This window comes from Nocardioides sp. NPDC087217 (assembly GCF_044744805.1).
GTDB lineage: Bacteria > Actinomycetota > Actinomycetes > Propionibacteriales > Nocardioidaceae > Nocardioides.
Window position 1 is genome coordinate 195,094 of sequence record NZ_JBIUZB010000003.1, and the last position, 21,211, is coordinate 216,304.

The 21,211-nt window shown below is 70.3% G+C and carries 16 protein-coding genes and 1 pseudogene; 7 read left to right on the forward strand and 10 right to left on the reverse strand.

The window, feature by feature from the left end; genetic code table 11:
- Window positions 1-2 precede the first annotated feature (2 nt).
- The 6 genes and pseudogenes from ACIO3S_RS15275 to ACIO3S_RS15300 all read right to left on the reverse strand — a co-directional run bounded on the left by ACIO3S_RS15275 (window position 3) and on the right by ACIO3S_RS15300 (window position 7,162).
- Window positions 3-2,369 carry an MFS transporter gene (locus ACIO3S_RS15275; protein WP_400465087.1) on the reverse strand — a complete coding sequence of 789 codons (2,367 nt, stop codon included), beginning with the start codon at window positions 2,367-2,369 and terminating at the stop codon, window positions 3-5.
- Window positions 2,370-2,494: 125 nt separating this feature from the next.
- Window positions 2,495-2,947, reverse strand: coding sequence for a MarR family winged helix-turn-helix transcriptional regulator (locus ACIO3S_RS15280; RefSeq protein WP_400465090.1), 453 nt, complete (start codon window positions 2,945-2,947; stop codon window positions 2,495-2,497).
- A 96-nt stretch (window positions 2,948-3,043) separates the two neighbouring features.
- A pseudogene (locus tag ACIO3S_RS15285) lies at window positions 3,044-3,652 on the reverse strand (class I SAM-dependent methyltransferase); the annotation flags it as partial.
- Window positions 3,653-3,869: 217 nt separating this feature from the next.
- The gene (gndA, locus tag ACIO3S_RS15290; RefSeq protein ID WP_400465092.1) at window positions 3,870-5,327 is read right to left on the reverse strand and encodes an NADP-dependent phosphogluconate dehydrogenase; all 1,458 of its coding nucleotides are present in this window, start codon (window positions 5,325-5,327) and stop codon (window positions 3,870-3,872) included.
- A gap of 43 nt (window positions 5,328-5,370) precedes the next feature.
- Window positions 5,371-6,411: a diiron oxygenase gene (locus ACIO3S_RS15295; protein WP_400465095.1), complete on the reverse strand. Its 1,041-nt coding sequence runs from the start codon at window positions 6,409-6,411 to the stop codon at window positions 5,371-5,373.
- An 85-nt stretch (window positions 6,412-6,496) separates the two neighbouring features.
- Entirely contained in the window at window positions 6,497-7,162 is a 666-nt protein-coding gene (locus tag ACIO3S_RS15300) for a DUF2470 domain-containing protein (protein ID WP_400465098.1), read from the reverse strand.
- A 204-nt stretch (window positions 7,163-7,366) separates the two neighbouring features.
- On the opposite strand from ACIO3S_RS15300, the gene ACIO3S_RS15305 reads away from it, so the two are divergent.
- A complete protein-coding gene (locus ACIO3S_RS15305) occupies window positions 7,367-8,434 on the forward strand; it encodes a class I SAM-dependent methyltransferase (RefSeq protein WP_400465101.1) in 1,068 nt (355 codons plus the stop codon).
- A gap of 50 nt (window positions 8,435-8,484) precedes the next feature.
- Here ACIO3S_RS15305 and ACIO3S_RS15310 read toward each other — a convergent pair whose 3' ends face one another.
- Window positions 8,485-9,660 carry a 4-hydroxybenzoate 3-monooxygenase gene (locus ACIO3S_RS15310; protein WP_400465104.1) on the reverse strand — a complete coding sequence of 392 codons (1,176 nt, stop codon included), beginning with the start codon at window positions 9,658-9,660 and terminating at the stop codon, window positions 8,485-8,487.
- 181 nt (window positions 9,661-9,841) lie between these two features.
- Here ACIO3S_RS15310 and ACIO3S_RS15315 point away from each other — a divergent pair, with 181 nt between their 5' ends.
- Window positions 9,842-11,692: an AMP-dependent synthetase/ligase gene (locus ACIO3S_RS15315; protein ID WP_400465107.1), complete on the forward strand. Its 1,851-nt coding sequence runs from the start codon at window positions 9,842-9,844 to the stop codon at window positions 11,690-11,692.
- Between the two features lie 10 nt (window positions 11,693-11,702).
- On the opposite strand, the gene ACIO3S_RS15320 is transcribed toward ACIO3S_RS15315, so the two are convergent.
- A complete protein-coding gene (locus tag ACIO3S_RS15320) occupies window positions 11,703-12,620 on the reverse strand; it encodes an oxidoreductase (protein WP_400465109.1) in 918 nt (305 codons plus the stop codon).
- A gap of 98 nt (window positions 12,621-12,718) precedes the next feature.
- Between ACIO3S_RS15320 and ACIO3S_RS15325 the strand changes: the two genes are divergently transcribed.
- The 3 genes from ACIO3S_RS15325 to ACIO3S_RS15335 all read left to right on the forward strand — a co-directional run bounded on the left by ACIO3S_RS15325 (window position 12,719) and on the right by ACIO3S_RS15335 (window position 15,329).
- Window positions 12,719-13,399, forward strand: a complete 681-nt coding sequence (locus ACIO3S_RS15325; RefSeq protein WP_400465112.1) for a DNA-binding response regulator — start codon at window positions 12,719-12,721, stop codon at window positions 13,397-13,399.
- 104 nt (window positions 13,400-13,503) lie between these two features.
- A complete protein-coding gene (locus ACIO3S_RS15330; protein ID WP_400465115.1) occupies window positions 13,504-14,376 on the forward strand; it encodes an RNase H family protein in 873 nt (290 codons plus the stop codon).
- Between the two features lie 41 nt (window positions 14,377-14,417).
- On the forward strand, window positions 14,418-15,329 hold the full coding sequence (locus ACIO3S_RS15335) for an amidohydrolase family protein (RefSeq protein WP_400465118.1): 912 nt from the start codon (window positions 14,418-14,420) through the stop codon (window positions 15,327-15,329).
- Here ACIO3S_RS15335 and ACIO3S_RS15340 read toward each other — a convergent pair.
- The gene (locus ACIO3S_RS15340; RefSeq protein WP_400465120.1) at window positions 15,326-16,441 is read right to left on the reverse strand and encodes a galactosyldiacylglycerol synthase; all 1,116 of its coding nucleotides are present in this window, start codon (window positions 16,439-16,441) and stop codon (window positions 15,326-15,328) included. The two genes, ACIO3S_RS15335 and ACIO3S_RS15340, sit on opposite strands and share 4 nt — an antisense overlap.
- A 114-nt stretch (window positions 16,442-16,555) precedes the next feature.
- On the opposite strand from ACIO3S_RS15340, the gene ACIO3S_RS15345 reads away from it, so the two are divergent.
- On the forward strand, window positions 16,556-18,736 hold the full coding sequence (locus ACIO3S_RS15345) for an Eco57I restriction-modification methylase domain-containing protein (RefSeq protein ID WP_400465123.1): 2,181 nt from the start codon (window positions 16,556-16,558) through the stop codon (window positions 18,734-18,736).
- Between the two features lie 91 nt (window positions 18,737-18,827).
- On the opposite strand, the gene ACIO3S_RS15350 is transcribed toward ACIO3S_RS15345, so the two are convergent.
- The gene (locus ACIO3S_RS15350) at window positions 18,828-19,676 is read right to left on the reverse strand and encodes an acyl-CoA thioesterase domain-containing protein (protein ID WP_400465126.1); all 849 of its coding nucleotides are present in this window, start codon (window positions 19,674-19,676) and stop codon (window positions 18,828-18,830) included.
- A gap of 134 nt (window positions 19,677-19,810) precedes the next feature.
- On the opposite strand from ACIO3S_RS15350, the gene ACIO3S_RS15355 reads away from it, so the two are divergent.
- Window positions 19,811-21,193, forward strand: coding sequence for an NAD-dependent succinate-semialdehyde dehydrogenase (locus tag ACIO3S_RS15355; protein ID WP_400465129.1), 1,383 nt, complete (start codon window positions 19,811-19,813; stop codon window positions 21,191-21,193).
- The last annotated feature ends 18 nt before the right edge of the window (window positions 21,194-21,211 follow it).

Genomic DNA, 21,211 nt, shown 5'->3' on the forward strand with positions numbered 1-21,211 from the left:
GATCAGTCCTCGGGGTGGGAGAGGACGATCTCGTGGCCGTCCACCCCATGGCCGGTGAGGCTCACGGCGCCGGCCGCCGGCGGGTAGCTGGTGGCCAGGACCGTGTAGTCCCCGCTGTCGAGATCGGCGAAGGCGTACGCCCCGTCCGGGCCGGTCGTCGCGGTCCCGGCCACGTTGCCGGCCGCGTCGACCAGCGTCACCCGAGCGTCGGCGAGCGGCCCGAAGGCCGCCTTGACGACACCGGTCAGGCGAGCGCCGGTGACCATCTCGACCTCGATCCGGGTCAGGCCGGTGGCGCCGATCTCGATCGGCACGGCGCGCGGGCGGTAGCCCTCGGCGTTGACCGCGACCGTCGCCGGTCCCGGGACCAGCTCGTCGATGAAGAAGGTGCCGTCCGCGACGGTGGTGCCGGTGGAGAGCAGGTCGCCGCGTACGTCGGTCACGATCACCATCGCGTCCTTGATCGGCGCCCCGTCCTCGCCGCCACGCACGATGCCCTTCAGGCCCGTGGTGCCGCTGAGCAGGAGGTCGTACGCCACTGGCTCACCGCCCACGACCACCGTGGACGCCTGCGGCTGGAAGCCGTCGGCTGAGGCGATCAGGACGTACGTCCCCGACCCGGGCGCGTCCACCGCGTAGGAGCCGTCGGCGTGGGCGACCGAGCGGCCGAGCTGGCGCCCGGACAGCGAGATCAGCGTGACCGCGGCGTGCGGGATCGGGATGCTTCCGGAGCCGCGGACGAAGCCGTGCAGCGCGATCCCGTTGACGACCGGCGCGGGGGCGGCGTGCTGCTCGGGCACCCCGGCGACGGCCTCGGCGACCGCTGCGGGTCGGTCGACCTCGGCAGCCTCCGCGGCGGCCTGGGCGATCCCACCCTTGGTCTTCAGCGGAACCTCCTTGATGAACACCACGAACAGCAGCGCGATGACGGCTGCCCCTGCGGCGACCAGGAAGATGTCGGCGATGCCGTGCCCGTACGCACTCTCCAGCACGGTCCGCAGCGGCTCGGGGACCTTGTCCATGTCCGGGATCTCGCCCGAGGTGCCCTGCGCCAGCGCGGCGTAGCGCGGACCGAGGTCGGCCAGGCCGTCCTGGACGTAGTCGGTGACCCGGTGGGCCATGAGCGCGCCGAGGGCGGAGACGCCCATCGCGCCGCCGAGGCTGCGGAAGAACGTCACCATGGAGCTGGCCGCACCGAGGTCGGCGGGTGCGACCTGGTTCTGGGTGGAGAGGACCAGGTTCTGCATCGTCATGCCGACGCCGAGGCCGAGGACCGCCATGAAGACGGCGACGTGCCAGTACTCGGTGTCGTAGCGGATCGTGCCGAGCAGGCCGAGCCCGCCGACGATGAGGAGGGCGCCGACGACGAGCCAGGCCTTCCACCTCCCGGTGCGGGTGATGACCTGGCCGGAGACGGTCGAGGAGAGGAACAGTCCCGCGATCATCGGGATCGTCATCACCCCGGCCATCGTCGGCGACTCGCCGCGGGCCAGCTGGAAGTACTGACTGAAGAAGATCGTGCCGGCGAACATCGCCACACCGACGAAGAGCGAGGCGAGCGAGGAGAGCGTGATCGTGCGGTTGGCGAAGAGCCGCAGCGGGATGATCGGCTCTTTGGCCCGAGACTCGACGAGGACGAAGATCAGCAGGAGCAGCACGGAGCCGCCGACCATGGCCGCGGTCTCCCAGGAGGCCCAGTCGTACTTGTCACCGGCGAAGGTGACCCAGACGAGCAGCAGGCAGACGCCGGCGGCCATGAAGAAGGCGCCGGCCCAGTCGACCTTGACGCCGTCGCGCTTGATGACGGGCAGGTGCAGGGTCTTCTGCAGCACGATGAAGGCGATGACCGCGAACGGGATGCCGACGTAGAAGCACCAGCGCCAGCCGAGCGAGTCGGCGTCGGTGATGACCCCGCCGATCAGCGGGCCGCCGACGGTGGCGACCGCGAAGACGGCGCCGAGGTAGCCCGAGTAGCGGCCACGCTCGCGCGGGGAGATCATCGCGGCCATGATGACCTGGGCGAGGGCGGTCAGACCGCCCATGCCGATGCCCTGGACCGCCCGGGCGGCGATGAGCTCACCCGGGTTCTGGGCGAGGCCGGCGACGGCCGAGGCCGCCACGAACAGGACCAGCGCGATCTGCATGAGCAGCTTCTTGCTGAACAGGTCGGACATCTTGCCCCACAGCGGGGTGGTGGCCGTCATGGTCAGCAGGGAAGCGGTGACCACCCAGGTGTAGGCTGACTGCCCGCCGCCGATGTCGGCGATGATCTCGGGCAGAGCGTTGGAGACGATCGTGGAGGAGATCATCGCCACGAACATGCCGAGCAGCAGACCCGAGAGCGCCTCCATGATCTCGCGGTGAGACATCTCACCGTGCGAGGTGGGTGAGCCCTCGGACGGGCCTCCCGGTGGACCGGCGTGAGTCCGTTCGGCTGTCGTCGTTGCCATGGACTTCCCTTCTGTATCGAGCAGATCGGTGGTGGGGCAGAGCCCTAGTTGCGTACGTGGGGGAGGGTGGGCGCGGGGCAGACGAGGCTGTCGTGCAGTTTTGCCATGAGCCGGATCAGCTCATGCACCTCCTCCTCGCTCCAGTCGCTGAGCCGCTCGGCGAGCAGCTCGGTGATGTGGTCGGAGAACCCGGCGAGCAGATCGCTTCCGGAGTCGGTGAGGCGCAGCAGGCGCGAGCGCCCGTCGGCCGGGTTGGGGGTGCGCTCGAGCCAGCCCTGGTGGGCGACGTACGAGACGTGGCGGCTGGTCACCGAGATGTCGATGGCGAGCAGGTCGGTGAGCTCGCTGATGGTCATCTCGCCGTGCTGGCTCAGCAGACCCAGCACGGCCGCCGAGCCGGCCGGCAGGTCGGGCGGGAGGTTGCGGGCCAGGCCCTTCTTGACGGCCCCGACCTCGATGAGTCGATGCATCAGCTCGCGGTAGGTCGCCTGCGTCATCATCGCCCCCTCTGATTGGTTGACTTTTACAACCTTATGGAGGATAGGGGAACGATGCAAATTGCCACGCCGGACCGCCGGCGGAGACCCGGGCGGCTAGGCGACGGTGCCGCGGGCCGCCCAGGCCGTCGCGGTCACGGTGAACGGGCCGTTGCCGAGCCGGCGCCGGGCAACCTCCTCGAGCGCCGTGCGCCCGGCGTCGTCGAGGGCGCTCACGTAGTCGCCTGCCGGCCCGACACCGAAGGTGTACGGGTCCCACCAGTCCTCGAACGTGGGATGCGTGACGCGGACGACCAGGCCGCTCGGCTCGACCTTGTGGAGGCCGACCTTCTTGAACAGCTTCTCCAGATCACCCAGCCGGGCGCCGGCGAGCAGGGCCTCGTCCTCGGCCTCCGGGTCGATCTCGTGCACGCAGTCCCAGAACGGCGCTACGGCACCGGTGTCGCCGTCCCAGACGCACGCCGCGACGGTGCCGCCGGGTCGGGTCACCCGGACCATCTCCCTGATCCCGGCCTCCGGATCGGTCATGAAGTGCACGACGAGCTGGGCCAGCGAGACGTCGAACCAGTTGTCGGCGAAGGGGAGCGCCTCGGCCACGCCGGTGTGCACGTCGACCCTGGCCAGCTGCCGTGCGACCGCCTCCATGAATGGTGGCGAGGGGTCGATCGCGGCCACCAGGTGGGCCTCGGTGAGGGTCACCAGATGGCGGGTGAGCGTTCCCGGTCCGCAGCCGACGTCGAGCACCCGCTGGCCCATGCTGACCCGGGCGAAGTTGGCGAAGTGCGGTGCAAGGGGTTCGGCGTAGCGCCCCATGAAGCGGGCATACCTCTCAGCGGCGACGTCGAACCCCATGCTTCAGGCTAGGTCTGCCGTCGCCGCCGCTGACAGCCCCAAGTTCGGTATCTCCGCCCGGGCAGCTTCCCTAGTGCGTCGAGGGCGTCGTCGGGATCTCCGAGCGGTCGTCGGACCACAGCGTGTGGAACGTGCCGTCCTTGTCGACGCGCTTGTAGGTGTGGGCGCCGAAGAAGTCCCGCTGGCCCTGGATGAGCGCGGCCGGGAGCCGGTCGGCGGCGAGCGAGTCGAAGTAGGCGAGCGCCGAGGAGAACCCCGGTGCGGGTACGCCGGAGGCAGCCGCGATCCCGACGACGCGTCGCCACGCCTCCTCGCCGGACGCGACCGCGTCGGCGAAGTAGGGGTCGACCAGGAGCGTCTCCAGGTCGGGCTTGGTGGCGTAGGCGTCGACGATGCGGTTGAGGAAGCGGGCCCGGATGATGCAGCCGGCGCGCCAGATCTTGGCGAGCGCACCCAGGTCGATGTCCCAGCCGTACTCCTTGGCTCCGGCCACGATCAGGTCGAACCCCTGCGCGTAGGCGACCACCTTCGAGGCGTAGAGGGCTGCGCGTACGTCGTCGACGAACGTGTCGGGGACCGCCGGTGCCTTCGGGCGGTTGGTCACCGCGGCCCGCATCGCGCCGCGCTGGGCCGGCTTGGAGGAGACCGCCCGGGCGAAGACGGCCTCGCCGATGCCGGAGACCGGGATGCCGAGGCCGAGGGCGTTCTGCACCGTCCAGACGCCGGTGCCCTTCGAGCCGGCCTCGTCGAGGATGACGTCCACGAGCGGCTGGCCGGTCTCGGCGTCCTTCTGGGCGAGCACCTCCGCGGAGATCTCGATCAGGTAGGACTCCAGGTCGCCGGTGTTCCAGTCCCTGAAGACGTCGACGAGCTGCTCCACCGAGAGCCCGGCCACCCGCCGGAGGAGGTCGTAGGCCTCCGCGATCAGCTGCATGTCGGCGTACTCGATGCCGTTGTGGACCATCTTCACGAAGTGGCCGGCGCCATCGGTGCCGACGTGGGTCACGCACGGCTCGCCCTCGGCCACCGCGGCGATGCTCTTCAGGATCGGGCCGAGCGTCGTCCAGGCCTCGGCCGAGCCGCCGGGCATGATCGAGGGGCCGTTGAGTGCACCCTCCTCGCCGCCGGAGATGCCGGTGCCGACGAAGTTCAGGCCACGCTCACGCAGCTCGCGCTCGCGGCGGATGGTGTCGTTGAAGTTGGCGTTGCCGCCGTCGACGATGATGTCGCCCGGCTCGAACCGCTCGGCCAGCTGCTCGATCACCGCGTCGGTGCCCTTGCCGGCCTGGACCATGATGATCGCCGTACGCGGCTTGGCCAGCGTCGCCACGAAGTCGTCGATCGTCTCGGAGGCGAGGAAGCCGGCCTCCGGGTGCTCGGTGATGAGCTCCTCTGTTCGGGCGTAGGTGCGGTTGTAGACCGCCACCGTGTTGCCCTCGCGAGATGCGAGGTTGCGGGCCAGGTTGGATCCCATCACGGCCAGGCCCACCACGCCGATGTTCGCGCGGCCATTGTCGTTGTTCGGCATCGTGCTCCTCGGTTGAGTCGGTGATGCCATTCAACTCTGCTCGTCAAGCGGCGGCCGTGGGTGGCTCGGCGCGGAAACGCGCCGGCCGCCCATCCACGCCGAGCACCTTCCAGGACCACCGCGTGAGCGGCGTACGCAGCCCGAGGTTGTCGAAGAGCATCCGGACGTCGGCGAAGAGATGACGGCGGAACGCGGCGGCCTCGGCGCCGGTGCCCCAGACCTCGCGGACGACCGAGTCGGGCAGTCCCATGAGCTCGCGGTCGGCGCGCGAGGGGATGATGATCGCGTCGGAGCCCAGCCGCATCGCGAGCGGGGTGAGGATGCCGAGAGCCAGGCGCGAGATCGGGTTGAGCGAGGGGGCGTGCTCCTCGAGCCAGGCGTGCGCGAAGCCGATGTGGCGGGCCTCCTCGGCGATGTGGATGGCCATGATCTGGTCCAGGAGCGGATGGGTTCCGCCGGCGCGCATGGCCTCCTTCTGCACGTGGTCGATCGGCTCCTCGCCGGCGAGGATGATGGCGAAGAACAGAGCGGGATAGAGCCCGCCGAGATGTCCCACGAGCGGGATGGCACGCATCAGCCAGCCCGGTGCGCCCACCACGTCGGGACAGGCGCGGTTGGTGAACTCCTGGAACATCTGGATGTGATGGGTCTCCTCGGTGAGCTCGTGCATGAAGTAGCGGAACTCGGGGTCGCCGTTGTCGACGCCCATCAGGAACTGGGTGCCGCCGAGGAGGAGCAGTTGCTCGAACTGGGAGCCGGTCTTCACCATCGCGGTGAGCCGGTGCCGGCCGACCTCGATCTGCCGTGCCTTGGGCAGCGACTGGTACCACGGATGGGCGCCGAGCAGGTCAAGCGTGGGCAGGATCCAGCGCTCGTCGTCCTCGGGCAGGGCCATCTCAGGCGCGTCCCAGTCGACGTCCTTGAAGGCGTTGAAGTACATCTCGACCGACGCCTCGGACAAAGTACGCAGCGTCTCGTCGTACTCCCGCCGCGGCAGGGGCCTTGTGGGCGTGATCATCCGGACCGGGGTGCCGGCGACCGCACCCACGTAGCCACCGATCGAGCGCAGTGTCTGCACAACCATCCGAGCCTCCTTGCACGACGTTGATACGTCACCAAGGTACATGGGATTTGTGTACCGGGAAACAGGTTCGGCGCGCGTGTCCCGCTCAGCAGATCTCGGCGGCGAGAGCCTTCCGCACGCCGGCGACGAGGTCCTCCGGGGTCCGGGCCGGTCGGTCGAACGTGGTGCGAGCGCTGTGCGCCCCGCCCTCGTCGACCCACTGGAACTCGAAGCCTTCGGCGCTGAGGCCGGTGATCTGGGCGGCCAGGATGGTGTCGACCGGGATGTATGAGCGGGTCGCGACCGCCTCGCGGAGCTCGTTGCCGTGGTGGTTGTTGAGATGGTCCTGGTTGCGGTGGAGCACGCCGTCGTTGAGGTCGAGGTCGCGGTCGGTGAAGGCATCGAGGGGGATCGGGACCGCCTCGCCGGTGCGGCGCACCAGCATCACGTTGGAGACGTCCATGACCACCTCCTCCCACTCCGTCTCGCAGCACGTGCAGGCATCCGTACGCAGCCACCTCAGCGCCCCGGTCAGCCGGACCGCCTCGCCGTCACCCAGCACGCCCTGGAGGACCAGCACGACATGGCTGCCCCGGCGCCCGGCGTACGCCATCCGCTGCTCGGGCGGGCACAGGAAGGTCGGGCGCCCGCCGTCGTCGGCGAAGCCCTGCATCTCCAGCTCCTCCATCGAGTAGGGGATGCCGTCGATCACCACGCTGCCGCCACGAGGGCATGACAGGATGCTGCGGGCAATGCTGGCGGTCGAATCCATGGCACCTCCTGTTTAGGTAAGGCTTACCTAAACATGAATCCGATTGATCGAGCAAGAGCCACCGCTCACATCCTGGAGTGATCAATGCCGGGACCAGCCGCTTCAGATCGTGAACTATCCGGCGCCCGGCGCCATGGCTAGCGTCGGAGGCGATCCGGCCGACCGGCTGGACCTTCTCGGGCACACGAGAGGGGGAATTCACCGATGACCGTCACCGACATCGACACCGACAAGCTGATGGCGTTCGTCTTCAGGGCCGTCGACGAAGTGGGTGCGACGCTCAACGCGGCTCTGGTCGTGATGGGCGACAAGCTCGGCTACTACCGCGACCTCGCGGCCAACGGGCCGTCCACGGCCGAGGAGATGGCCCGGCGTACCGGAACCGTCGAGCCGTACGCCCGGGAGTGGCTGCGGGCGCAGGCCGCCGGCGAGTACCTGACCTACGATGCCGAGACCGACCGCTTCACGCTGCCTCCCGAGCAGGCCGTGGCACTGACCGTGGAGGACAGCCCGGCGTTCCTGCCCGGCTTCTTCCAGATCGCCCTCGGGACCGTGCACGACACCACGCACATCATCGAGGCGGCCCGCATGGGCACCGGCGTCGCGTGGGGCGACCATGACTCCGACGTGCACAACGGCTGCGAGCGGTTCTTCCGCCCCGGCTACAACGCCAACCTCATCCCGGACTGGCTGCCCGCGCTCGAGGGAGTGGTGCCGAAGCTGGAGGCGGGCGCGAACGTCGCCGACGTCGGCTGCGGCCACGGGGCCTCGACGATCCTGATGGCGCAGGCCTACCCGCGTTCGACGTTCGTGGGGTACGACGCCCACGGCCCGTCCATCGAGATGGCACGTCAGCGCGCGGCCGATGCCGGTGTCGCCGACCGGGTGCGCTTCGAGACGGCCACGGCCCAGTCGTTCGGCGGCGAGGGCTACGACCTGGTCACGATGTTCGACTGCCTCCACGACATGGGCGACCCGGTGGGAGCCGCCCGTCAGGTCCGCGCCACGCTCGCGGACGGTGGCACCTGGATGATCGTCGAGCCGAAGGCCGGGGACCACGTCGAGGACAACTTCAACCCCGTCGGGCGGGCCTACTACGGCTTCTCGACGCTGCTCTGCACGCCGGGATCGGTATCGCAGGAGGGCGCCGCGGCACTGGGCACCCAGGCGGGACCCGCGCGGATCCAGCAGGTGACCGCCGACGGCGGGTTCAGCTCCTTCCGCACCGTCGCCGAGACACCGTTCAACCTGGTCTACGAGGTCACGGCCTGAAGGGGATCGGGCCCGTCCGGTCGCACGCCGACCGGGCGGGGCTCGCCCGCTCAGAAGCCGATCGGCAGACCGGCGTAGTTCTCCGCGAGCCCGGCGGCGGCATGCTCGCTGGACGTCACCCAGCGCAGCTGGGAGAGCTGGAGCTGGGTGTCGAACGGATCGTCGGCGGTGTGCAGCATCGTGGTCATCCACCAGGAGAAGTGGGTGCAGCGCCAGACGCGACGCAGCGCCGTCTCGGAGTAGTCGTCGGCCAGTCGTGAGTCGCCCTTGAGCAGCGCGGTGAGCGCGGGGGCCAGCAGCGCGACGTCCGCGACCGCGAGGTTGAGCCCCTTGGCGCCGGTCGGCGGGACGATGTGGGCGGCGTCGCCGGCCAGGAAGAGCCGGCCGTGGCGCATCGGCGTGGAGACGTGCGAGCGCATCGGGAGGACGCTGCGGTCGGTGATCCGGCCCGGCTGCAGGCTCCAGCCGTTCTGGCCGTGGCCGAGCCGGGCGGCGAGCGCGTCCCAGATCTGGTCGTCGGACCAGGTCGCCGGGTCGGTGCCGTTGGGCACCTGGAGATAGAACCGCGAGACGCTCTCCGAGCGCATCGAGTGCAGTGCGAAGCCGTCGGGGTGCCAGGCGTAGATGAGCTCGTCGGTCGACGGCGCGACGTCGGCGAGGATGCCGAACCAGCTGTAGGGGTAGGTGCGGTCCCAGCTCTCCCGGGCCGGGATCGCGGCGCGGCTGGGGCCGAAGGAGCCGTCGCAGCCGACGATGACATCCGCCCGGATCCGCTGGGGGAGCCCGGCAGCGTCGGTGAAGGTCACCGACGGGCGGTCGGACTCGATGTCGTGCAGCGCGGTGTCGCTGACCTCATAGTGGACGACCTGCCCGGCGGCCTTGCGGGCGTCGATCAGGTCCTTCTGCACCTCGGTCTGGCCGTAGACGTAGACCGCTCGGCCGACCAGGTCGACGAAGTCGAGGTGGTGGCGCTCCTCGGGCCACTGCAGGTAGATCCCGCGGTGCTTGTCGGCGTCGCGGGCGAGCCGGTCGCCGAGACCGACCTCGGTGAGCAGATCGACGCTCGACTGCTCCAGGATCCCGGCGCGGATGCGGGCCGCGACGTACTCCTCCGACCGGGTCTCGACCACGACCGAGTCGACCCCGTCGGCGGCGAGGAGATGGCTCAGCAGCATCCCCGCGGGGCCGGCGCCGACGATCACAACCTGCGTACGTTCTTCTGCCATGGGGTGAGTCAACTCCCGTTCGGGCGGCTGCCGCCAGCGCGTTCTTCCACTGAATGAAAAGCGCGCCCCTGGGTGGATTTCCAAATAGCGCAGACGGGCTCTTGTGTCCGCGCCAACTCGTCCCTACGGTCGAGGCACCTCGATTGTGACCCGAGTCACAAACTACAGAAGGAGCGCTCCGATGCCCGACGTCCTCGCCGACCGCGCCGCCCTCGAGTCCCAGATCGGCGACCGGACCATGGTCGACGTACTCGCCAAGGTGGTCGCCGACCGCGGCTCCGAGCCGGCCTTCTCCGACCGGCACACCCCTGACGGCACGGGCTGGCGCACGCTGACCTGGGGCGAGCTGCACCAGCGTGCCCGCGAGCTGGCCGCCGCCTACATCGCCGCCGGTCTCCAGCCGGGGGAGTCGGTCGCGATCATGGCCGCGAACCGCATCGAGCACGTCGTCGCCGACATTGCCACGGTGCTCGCCGGTGGTGTCCCGATCAGCATCTACAACACCCTCGCGCCCGACCAGGTCGGCTACGTCGCCGAGCACGCCGACCCGCGGATCGTCGTGCTCGAGACCGACGACCACGTCGCCCGCTGGGCGCTCGGGCTCAAGCGCGAGGAGATCGTACGCGTCGTCACCATCGACACCGCCGTGGAGGACGACCCGCGGGCGGTCGCCTGGGACGACTTCGTGGCCTCGGGCGCGGCGGCGCTGTCCGAGGTCGGCGAGGAGCTGGACGCGCGCAGTGCCGCGGTGAGCCCTGACGACACGGTCACGATGCTCTACACCTCGGGCACGACCGGGCAGCCGAAGGGTGTGGTGCTCACCCACCGCAACATCGTCTTCGAGACGACCAGCTCGCTGACGGTCTCCGGGGTCGTGGAGCCGGGAGTGCTCGTCTCGTACCTGCCGTTCGCGCACATCGCCGAGCGGGTGCTCAGCCTCTACATCCCGCAGTTCAACGGCGGCCACGTCTACCTGGTCCAGGACCCCGCGCTGCTGCTCGGCACCCTCCAGGAGGTGCACCCGACCAGCTTCTTCGGGGTGCCACGGGTCTGGGAGAAGATCCGCACCGGCGTCACCGCGCTGCTCGCCGCCGAGACCGACGAGGCCAAGAAGGCCGGTGTCGAGAAGGCGATGGCGGTCGGGCTGGCCTACGTCGAGTCGCAGCAGTTCGGGCAGACCACCTCACCCGAACTGCAGGCGCAGTTCGAACAGGTCGACGCCGCGGTCCTGTCGACCATGCGTGCACTCCTCGGTCTCGACAGGGTCGAGTGGGCGGCCAGCGCGGCCGCGCCGATGCCGATCGAGGTGGCGAAGTTCTTCGCCGGCCTGGGGCTGAAGATCTACGACGTCTACGGCATGACCGAGACCACCGGGGCGGCCACCGGCAACGGGCCGAAGGCCTTCCGGCTCGGCACCGTCGGGCGCGCCCAGCCCGGCATCGAGCTGCGCATCGCCGATGACGGCGAGATCCTGTTCCGGGGCCCGATCATGACCCCGGGCTACGTGGGCCGACCCGACGCCACCGCCGCGCTCTTCGACTCGGAGGGCTGGCTGCACACCGGCGACATCGGCTCGCTCGACGAGGACGGCTTCCTCACCGTGGTCGACCGCAAGAAGGAGATGATCATCAACTCCGCGGGCAAAAACATCGCCCCCTCCAACATCGAGAACCTCCTCAAGGAGAGCCCGCTCGTCGGCCACGCGATGGTGGTCGGTGACGGCCGTTCGTACGTCGTCGCCGTCCTCACCCTCGACGGCGAGATCGCTCCCGTGGTCGCTCAGAAGCTCGGCGTCGAGGCCGGCTCGCTCGCCGAGCTGGCCCAGCACCCGGTGATCCGGGGCGCCGTCGCCCAGGCCGTCGATGCCGCCAACGCCCGCCTCTCCCGCCCCGAGCAGGTCAAGGCCTTCGAGCTGCTCGGCGAGGAGTGGACCGCCGAGTCCGAGGAGCTCACCCCGACCCTGAAGCTCAAGAGGCGGGTGGTGAGCAAGAAGTACGCCGACGTCATCGACGGGCTCTACACCCAGGACTGAGCCGGGCGGCCTACGCGGCGACGGCGTCCAAGCGGCTCACCTCCTCGTCGGTGAGCCGCAGGGCGCCGGCGGCGATGTTCTCCTCGAGGTGGGCGAGGTCGGCGGTGCCGGGGATGGCGAGCACGTGCGGACCCTGGTGGAGCGTCCAGGCGAGACGTACCTGAGAGGGGGTGGCGGAGTGCGCCGCGGCGATGGCCTCGACGACCTCGCGACCCGTCTCGTCGGGCGCGGTTCCGGGGACCGCGCCGGCGACGGCGGCGCCGATGGAGTTGAAGGGCACGAACGCGACCCCGTGCTCGCCGCACAGCCGCAGCAGGACGTCGTCCTCGCGGCGAGTGGTGAGCCCGTACTGGTTCTGTACGCAGGCCACCGGCCCGATCGCGAGCGCCTCGGTGAGCTGCTCGGGGCCGATGTTGGAGAGGCCGACGTGCTCGACCAGGCCCGCCTCGCGCAGGTCGAGCAGGGCGCCGAAGTGGTCGGCGATCGATCCGGTGCCGCGCTCGCGCCCGACTCCCCAGCGCAGGTTCACCAGGTCGAGGTGGTCGAGGCCGAGCTGGCGGATGTTCTCCTCGACCTGGTCGCGCAGCCGCTCGGGTCGAGGCTCGGACTGCCAGGCGCCGTCCCGGCCGCGCGGGGTGGGGCCGACCTTGGTCGCGATCAGCAGGTCGTCGGCGTACGGCTGGAGGGCGGTCGCGATCAGCTCGTTGGCCGAGCGCGTCGGGGTGAAGTAGATGGCCGCGGTGTCGATGTGGTTCACGCCGAGCTCGACGGCGCGGCGGAGGACGGCGATGGCGTTCTCGCGGTCGGGGGCGATCGGGGTGGAGAGGTTGCCGATCAGGCGCATCGCGCCGAAGCCGATCCGGTTGATCTGCTTGTCGCCGAGCTGCCAGGTGCCGGCGGCACCGGCGGTGATGTGGTTCGTCGTCATGCCCTCCAGCGTCGCGACCCGGTGCCGCGTACTCACGCCGTTGGCAGGTTGTTGCCGATCGCGGCTCGCGTCTTGGATGGCGGGGGAGAATCGATGCCGTGACCAACACGGTGGGGACGATCCGGGCGGGCGGGACCGTCGCCGTCGTACGCGGCGAGGAGGAGCTCGTGCGGCGCACCTCGCACCTGTTCGCGGCCGCCACCGACATCGCGTGTGCGGCGATCGACCTGCGCACCTGGTCGGCCGCGCGCACCGAATCCGGCATCAGAGCGGCGCTGTGCGGTCGCGACGGCGCAGAGGTGCGGCTGCGTAAGGTCTACCGGCCCAACGTGCTGCTCGACCCGGTCTCCGCCGCCCATCTGCGCGAGATCCGCGACGTCCGCGGCGCCCAGATCCGGATCACCCCCGACGAGATCAACGAGACCATCCTGATCGACCGCCGGGTCGCGATCCTCGCCGGCGACCCGCGCTTGGGCGAGCGCAGCTTCAGCATCGTCACCCAGCCCGAGGTGGTCCAGGGCGTCACCTCGCTCTTCGACGCGGCCTGGCGCTCGGCGACGACGGTGGACGCCTACGACGCCCGGATCGCCGAGCTGCGCGACATCGCGCCGCAGGTGCTCGACCTGCTCGGCCGGGGCGTGAAGGACGAGGCCGCGGCGCGCACCCTCGGGCTCGGCGTACGCACCTACCGGCGCCGGGTCGCCGAGCTGATGGAGGCGCTCGGCGCCGCGTCCCGGTTCCAGGCCGGCGTACGTGCTCGGGAGCTCGGGCTCGTCTGACCGTTCCGGTCAGCGGTGTCCGGATCCTGACGGCGGAGTCACTTTCTCAGGGGCCGCCCGGTAACGTCGAGGACGACTTGTTCGGGCGGGTCAGGAGGTCAGCAATGCGTTGCTTCATCGTCGTCAAAGAGCGCAGCGATGCCGAGAGATGGGACTGGGTCCTGGCTGGTCCGGGGCTGCAGGCGGCGGGATCGCTGGGTGCCCGCGGGACCGAGGACGCGATCATCGCGGCGGTCGGGGCAGCGTACGACTCGCTGGAGTCGCTCGCGCCGGTCCAGGTCGTGGTGGCGCTGCCGTCCAACTCGCGGTTCTGGATCCTGACCGACGAGATCGCCGACGCCTATCCCGGGGTCACCGTGGTGCCGTTCGCCGAGGAGGACGCGGACATCCGCGCGGAGGCGGTGGAGGCGCTGGCGATCCATCGGGCCGGCCCGATGCCGCCGCTGGTGGTGGCGACCGACGGCTCGGCCCACCGCGGGTTCATCGGCTGGGGATGGCTCGCCGGCGACGGCCAGCACGGCTTCGGTCGGCAGGTGCCCAACGCCCGGATCCGCGACCCGCAGTCGCTGGTGGTCCTGGCCGAGCTGCAGGCGATCGCGGAGGCGGTGCGGGCGCTGCCCCGCCGCACGCTGACCATCCGGACCGACTCCCGGGTCGCGCTCGCGATGATCGAGGACTGGCTCCGGGGTGAGCTGTCGATGCCGAAGGGCTATGAGAGCGAACATCGCGCCGAGCTCGCCGGCCTGACCCGGATGCACGACGACCTGTGCCGCGAGTCCGACCGGCTCTCCTTCGAGTGGGTGCGCGGCCACGTCGGCGAGGCGCTCAACGAGGGTGCCGACTCGCTCGCGAAGCTCGCCCGGCGCTTCGCCGAGGGGACCTGGGGGCTGACCGCCGACGAGGTGCCCGAAAGGGCCCGTGCGATCGCGGAGACGTTCGCTGCGCCCGTGGCGTCCGGCTCCGCCGCCGCCGGATAGATTGCTTCGGGCTCCGCTTCAGCCAGGTAAGTTCGGCCCTCGTGAACCCTCCTACGGTCACCATCGCCCCCGACGAGCCCGCGCAGGTCCGCGCGCGGCTCGATGCGCTGGGCCTGGACGGCATCTTCGACGTACACACCCACTTCCTGCCCGCGCGGATGCTCGACAAGGTGTGGGGCTACTTCGATGCGGTCGGGCCGTTGACCGGCCAGCCGTGGCCGATCGCCTATCGGCGCTCCGAGGAGGAGCGGCTCCGGGTGCTGCGGGATCTCGACGTACGTCACTTCTCGGCGCTCACCTATCCGCACAAGCCGGGGATGGCGGCGTGGCTGAATCAGTGGGGTGCGGAGTTCGCGGCGGACAAGCCGGACTGCCTGCAGTCGGCGACGTTCTACCCGGAGCCGGGGGCCGGTGACTACGTGCGCGAGGCCGTCGACGCAGGTGCGCGGATCTTCAAGGCGCACGTCCAGGTCGGCGACTACGACCCCAACTCGCCGCTGCTCGACCCGGTCTGGGAGGTGCTCTCCCAGTCGGGCACGCCGCTGGTGATCCACTCGGGTCACGGGCCCGCTCCGGGTCGGTTCACCGGGCCCGGCGGCATGGAGGCGCTGCTCGGACGCTATCCGGATCTGGTGCTGATCGTCGCTCACATGGGGCTGCCGGACTACTCGCGCTTCCTCGACCTGGTGGAGAAGTACGACGGCGTGCACCTGGACACCACCATGGCCTTCACCGCCTTCACCGAGGCGTCGACGCCCTTCCCGGCCGAGGAGCTGCCGCGCCTGAAGGCGCTGGGTGAGCGGGTGCTGTTCGGGAGCGACTTCCCGAACATCCCCTATCCCTATCTCGAGGCGGTCGACGGGGTCTTGGGGCTCGGGCTCGGTGATGAGTGGACGCGCGGAGTGCTCTACGAGAACGCCGCGCGGCTCTTCGGGCTGCCGCCGGCCGGCTAGGCCACGGCGGTCTCGTCGTAGCTGTCGGTGAGGATCTGGACGATGTCGGGGACGCCGAGCGCGAGCCGGTTGAACCGTGGCGACTCGGCGGCGACCTCCAGGTGCTTGGCGAGCTCGACCTCGTCGCGGGCCCACGGGATCAGCCCGGCACGGTCCAGGTTGGCCGAGTTGGCGGCGCCGTGGCCGGAGATCGAGCGGTAGGTGATCACCGGCGTGCCCGAGGCCAGAGCCTCGAGTGAGGTGAAGCCGCCGGCGTTCTGGACGACGCAGTCGCTGGTCGCCATCAGGGCGCGTACGTCGGTGCGCCAGCCGAGCGCCACGACACCGGGAATCCGCTCCAGGCGGCGCTTGAGACAGGGATCGGTCGCGCAGAGGACCACCGGGGTCATGTCGCTGTGCTCGAGGATGTCGCGGGCGGTCTGCTCGAGCGCACCGGCGCCCAGCGAGCCGCCGGTGACCAGCGCCCGAGGACCCGTCAGGTCGAGGTCGGCGAGCGGATCGGGGAAGACCTGCCCCGGGACGTACGCCGCCCCCGGTGGGACCAGCGGCTGGACCACCGCCGCGTTGCCGCCGAGCATGCGCGCCTCGCGTGCGGCGACCTCGTGGATGGCGAGGTTGAGGTCCATGCCGGGGTTGATCCACAGCGCCGGGACGGCGGCGTCGGTGAGATAGGTGACCGCCGGCACGGTGAGCTGTCCGCTGGTGCGCAGGTGGCCGATGACCTGCGAGCAGAACGGGTGGGTCGAGATGACCAGATCGGCGCCGCGCACGGCCTCGGTGAGGTTGCGCGTGGAGAGGCGAAGGAACTGGTTGAACGGCTTGTGGAGCGGGCGTCCCGGCATGACCAGACTCATCGTGGTGCCCCAGGAGTCGGGGCTGACCTGGAGTTGCATCTTGTAGCCGACCTTCAGCCCGTGCCCGAGCCGCCAGGGCATCAGGTCGACGAAGTCGAAGATCTCGACGTCGCATCCGGCCTCCCCGAGTGCTCGTGAGATCTCCCGGGAGGCCGAGTTGTGGCCGGCGCCGTAGCTCGCGGAGATGATCGCCACGCGGGGCGCCGTGCCCGGCCGGATGTGAAGGAGGGGCCCGAGCCGCTCCGAGTCGATTGACATGCGCCGGATTCTGTACGCACGGTGTGACGTTGTGGTGAACGGGGGCACCCCGGCGCGTCACTCTTCACCATCGGTTCGTCTCCGCGAACCTGCGGGCGTTCTATGGTTCATCCTGTGATCACGCCCCGGGCACTGCGCACTCGAGCGCGGTCGGCGGTTGCCGAGCTGGGCGGCGGCCCCTCGGCGGTGGCGGCGGTGATGCGCAGTGTCGTAGCGGGGTTCGCGCGGGCACGGGGGATGGTGCTCACCGATGCTGCCCTGGACGCCGCCGGGTTGCTGTCGTGCGCGGACGGTCCGCAGCCGGATCATCTGCTGTCGAACTATCTGTTCCTGGATGGGGCCGCGGTCGATGATCTCGTTCTGGAGGAGATCGGTTACGTCTACGAGGCGCTGCTCGAGGTCTCCTCGCGACGCGACAACGGCGCCCACTACACCCCTCCCGAGCTCGCCGACGAGGTCGTCGCCCACGCGCTGGCTCCGGTCGCCTCCGCCGACGCGGCCGTGGTCGACATCGCCGCCGGGACCGGCGTCTTCCTCCTCGCCTCCGCCCGTCATCTGGCGTCCGCGTGCGAGCGGCCCGTGGCCGAGATCGTCACGCGCTGCCTCTACGGTGCCGACATCGACCCGGTCGCGGTCGACATCGCCAAGCTCTCCCTCTGGCTGCTCTGCGAGGACCCCTCGCTCCCGCTGACCTTCCTCGACGACCGGATCCTGTGCGGCAACTCGCTGGTCGGGCTCGTCGACGCGGACGAGCTGCCGGCCGGCGTCGATGACCCCGAGGCGTACGCCGATGCCATGGTCGCGGTCGCGCTGCCGTTGGGCGGTCGGCCGGGGAGACGGCTCGAGGAGGCCTACGCGGCACTGAGTCGGTGTCGGCGTCTGCCGGTGCCCGCCGTCCGGCCGATCCACTGGGCGCTGGTCGCGCCCGAGGTGATGGCGCGCGGCGGCTTCGACGCGGTGGTCGGCAACCCGCCCTACCTCGGGGTGAAACGGGTGCGGGACGCGATCGGCCAGGAGCTGCGCGACTACCTCGCGCACACCCTCGCCGGCGGCACGACGAGGCGGGCCGACTACGTCATCTACTTCCTGCTCCGGGCAGCTGCTCTCAGTCGCGGCGAGATCGGGCTGATCACGACCGACTCGATCAGCGAGGGTGACACCGCGCGCTTCGGCCTCGGTGCGCTGCTGGACCGCGGTTGGCAGGTCGCCCGGGCGGAGCGTTCGGCCCCGTGGCCGACGGCGGGCGTACGGTTCGCGAAGATCTGGCTCACCACCCGGCCGCTCGACAGCGCGTGGCTCGACGGGCGCTCGGTCCCGGCGATCACCGGGACGCTCGAGGACGGCTTCTCCCTCCCGGAGCCTGCGAGGTTGGATCTCGACGTACCGCTGCCTCACGGCTATCAGGGCACCATCGTGCTCGGCCGCACGCTCGTCCTGACGCCGGCCGAGGCGGAGGCTCTCGGACGTGGTCCGCTCGGGCACACCGTGCGCCCCTATCTGAGCGGCGAGGACCTGGTGACGCCCTGCGGCTCGACCGCCTCCCGCTTCGTGCTCGACGTCGGCAAGCTGGGCCTCGAGGAGCTCGCCGAGGACCGCGCGCTCGCGCGTCTGGTGCGGTCGAAGGTGCGTGCCGAGCGCCGCCGCCAGTTCGTGAAGTACCCCCAGCTCAAGGAGCGCTGGTGGGGCTTCCTCAGCCCCGTCGACGAGCTCTACCGCGACGCGGCCGGGCTGTCGCACGTCATCGCGTTCAGCAAGCACAGTAAGCACCTGTGGCCCGTGCTGGTCGGTGCCGACCACGTCTTCTCCAACGGGCTGGTCGTCTATCCCACCCAGGACCCGGCTGCATACGCCTTCCTCGCCTCCGACCTCCACCGGGTCTGGGCGGTACGCGCCGGCGGCACCATGCTCAACACCGCCTACCGCTACAACCCCTCGCGTCTGCGTGCCACCTACCCGTTCCCCGCTGACCTCGAGCCGCTCCGCCCGGCCGGCATCACGCTCCTGGCGGCCCTCGACCGGGTCGGCGAGGATCGCCGGATCGGCATCACCGGCGTACTCAACCTCGTCGGCGACCCCGACGCCCACGACCCCGCGACCACCGACCTTCGCCAGGCCATCGCCGACGTCAACCACGCGACCGCCCGTCTCCACGGCATCGACGAGTCCCTGGCAACCCCCGACCTCACCCCCTCCGGCTTCGGCCTCACCCCGACCCGTCAGCGAGCCCTCATGGCCGCCCTCGTCGACCAGAACCTGACCCTCGCCGAGAAGGCACAAGCGTCGGCCGAGACGTGAGTTCTGGCGGCCGAGACTGCAGAAGTGGGCGACGAAACGAGAGTTTCGTCGCCCACAAGTGCGGATTCGGCCGCCACAACTGCGGTTTCGGCTAGACCGGGGTGGCGGGACCACCCTCGCCAGGAGCGGTGAAGTCGACGGTGCGCTTGGCGTTGGCCAGGGCGGTGACGGTGGCGGTGCCGATGGTGCCCTCGCGGTCGAAGACCTCGGCGGTGCCGACGGAGATGCCCTCATGGGCGACGTGGTCGATGGTGGCGAGGCCGACCTCCATCCCGGCAGGTCGCCGGGCGAGGGCGAGCGAGATGTCGGTGTTGATCCACTCGACGCCGTTGCTGCCCCAGTTGGTGACCATCGAGGTGGCGTCGGCGATGGAGGCCACGGTCTGGAAAGGGGTCATCGGCTCGCCGGCGACGGTCGGAACCGCGACCTGCCAGGTGACGTGGCGCCCGGCGTTCTGGTGCTTGCCGAAGTCGTCGGACCAGGGGTTCTCGGAGACGAAGAACGGTACGTGCGGCTCGGAGGTCGGCGGCGCGACCTCGAGCGGCGGGGGAGTGGCGCGGTCGGTCGCCGACCAGACGTCGCCGGCCGGGTTCTCGCCGGCGAGCAGGTAGGTGCAGGTCGCGCGGGCGACGACCCGCTCCTCGCCGTCGCCGGAGGACTGGACCATCTCGGCGTCGAGCAGCGCGATGCGTGGGCCGTTGCGTACGACGCTCGTACGGATCCGCGTCGGCACCATCCGTGGCGGTCGGAACAGGTCCACGTGATAGCGCGAGGGCACCAGTTCCGAGGCACGTCCGAGCTCCTCGATCTGGTCCTCGAGACCGCGAGCGATCAGGCCGCTGGCGGCCACTCCGTGCATGTGGTCCTCGGCCCACATGCTGCGAGCCATCGGCGTAGGCTCGAAACCGTCATCGGTGCGCCGGAAGAATGCGAGATCCATGCGGACATTCTAGAACGTGTCCTAACTTCGGATTCAGTTGCCAAAACCGGTAAAGAGTAACGGTTCCGTCATCAAAAGCGCTCCAGAACCACGTACCATCGCACCAAAGCAGCCCCCGATCGAAGAGGATGACGATGAGCACCACGCCTCCCTACCAGGTGACCGACCCCGCAACGGGCGAGGTGATCGAGACCTTCCCGTTCGCCACCGACGCCGAGGTGGAGGAGGCGCTGGAGCGGTCCAAGAAGGCGTACGAAACCTGGCGCTCGACCCCGATCGAGGAGCGTTCCGCGATCGTGAAGCGCGCCGCGGACCTCTTCACCGAGCGGGCCGCGGAGCTCGGGAGGATCATCCGCACCGAGATGGGCAAGAAGGCCTCCTCCGGCGCCGGCGAGGCCGAGTTCTCCGGCGAGATCACCGCCTACTACGCCGACCACGGCCCCGAGCTGCTCGCGGAGACCGACCTGCCCGGCCACGAGGGCAAGGCGGTCATCCAGCGTCTCCCGCTCGGTCCGGTGCTCGGTGTGATGCCGTGGAACTACCCCTACTACCAGGTCGCCCGCTTCGCCGCGCCCAACCTGGTCGCCGGCAACACCGTCATCCTCAAGCACGCGGAGAACTGCCCGCGCTCCTCGGCCGCGATCGCGAAGATCTTCGAGGACGCCGGCCTTCCCGAGGGCGTCTACCAGAACCTCTACGCCACCCACGAGCAGATCGCCACGATGATCGCCGACCCGCGGGTCCGCGCGGTCTCCCTCACTGGCTCCGAGCGCGCCGGCACGGCGGTCGCCGAGGCCGCCGGCCGCCACCTGAAGAAGGTCGTCCTCGAGCTCGGCGGCTCCGACCCCTACATCATCCTCGACTCCGACGACGTCGACGACGCTGCCGAGACCGCCTGGGCGACCCGGATGGAGAACGTCGGCCAGGTCTGCAACGGCAACAAGCGGATGATCGTGAACGAGGGCGTCTACGACGACTTCGTCGCGGCCCTCACCAAGCGCGCCGCCGCGATGAAGCCGCTCGAGGGCGAGGACGGCGACGACACCGTCTACTCCCCGCTGGTGGCCCGCAAGGCGGCCGAGGCGCTGCGCGCACAGATCCAGGATGCCGTCGACAAGGGCGCCACGCTCCACGCCGGCGGCGAGATCTCCGACGGCCCCGACGCCTTCTTCGCCCCCGCGGTCCTCACCGGTGTCACGCCGGAGATGCGCGCCTACACCGAGGAGCTCTTCGGCCCGGTCGCCGTCGTCTACAAGGTGAGCACCGACGAGGAGGCCGTCGAGCTGGCCAACGCGGTGGAGTACGGCCTCGGCGGCGCCGTCTTCTCGACCGACGAGGCGCGCGCGATCGCCGTCGCCCAGCAGCTCGAGGTCGGCATGGCCAACGTCAACACGCCGGCCGGCGAGGGCGCCGACGTCCCCTTCGGCGGCACCAAGCGCTCCGGCTTCGGCCGCGAGCTCGGCCCGCTCGGCATCGACGAGTTCCTCAACAAGCGTCTGTTCTACGTCGAGCGCTGAGCAGACCCGAGCAGTCAC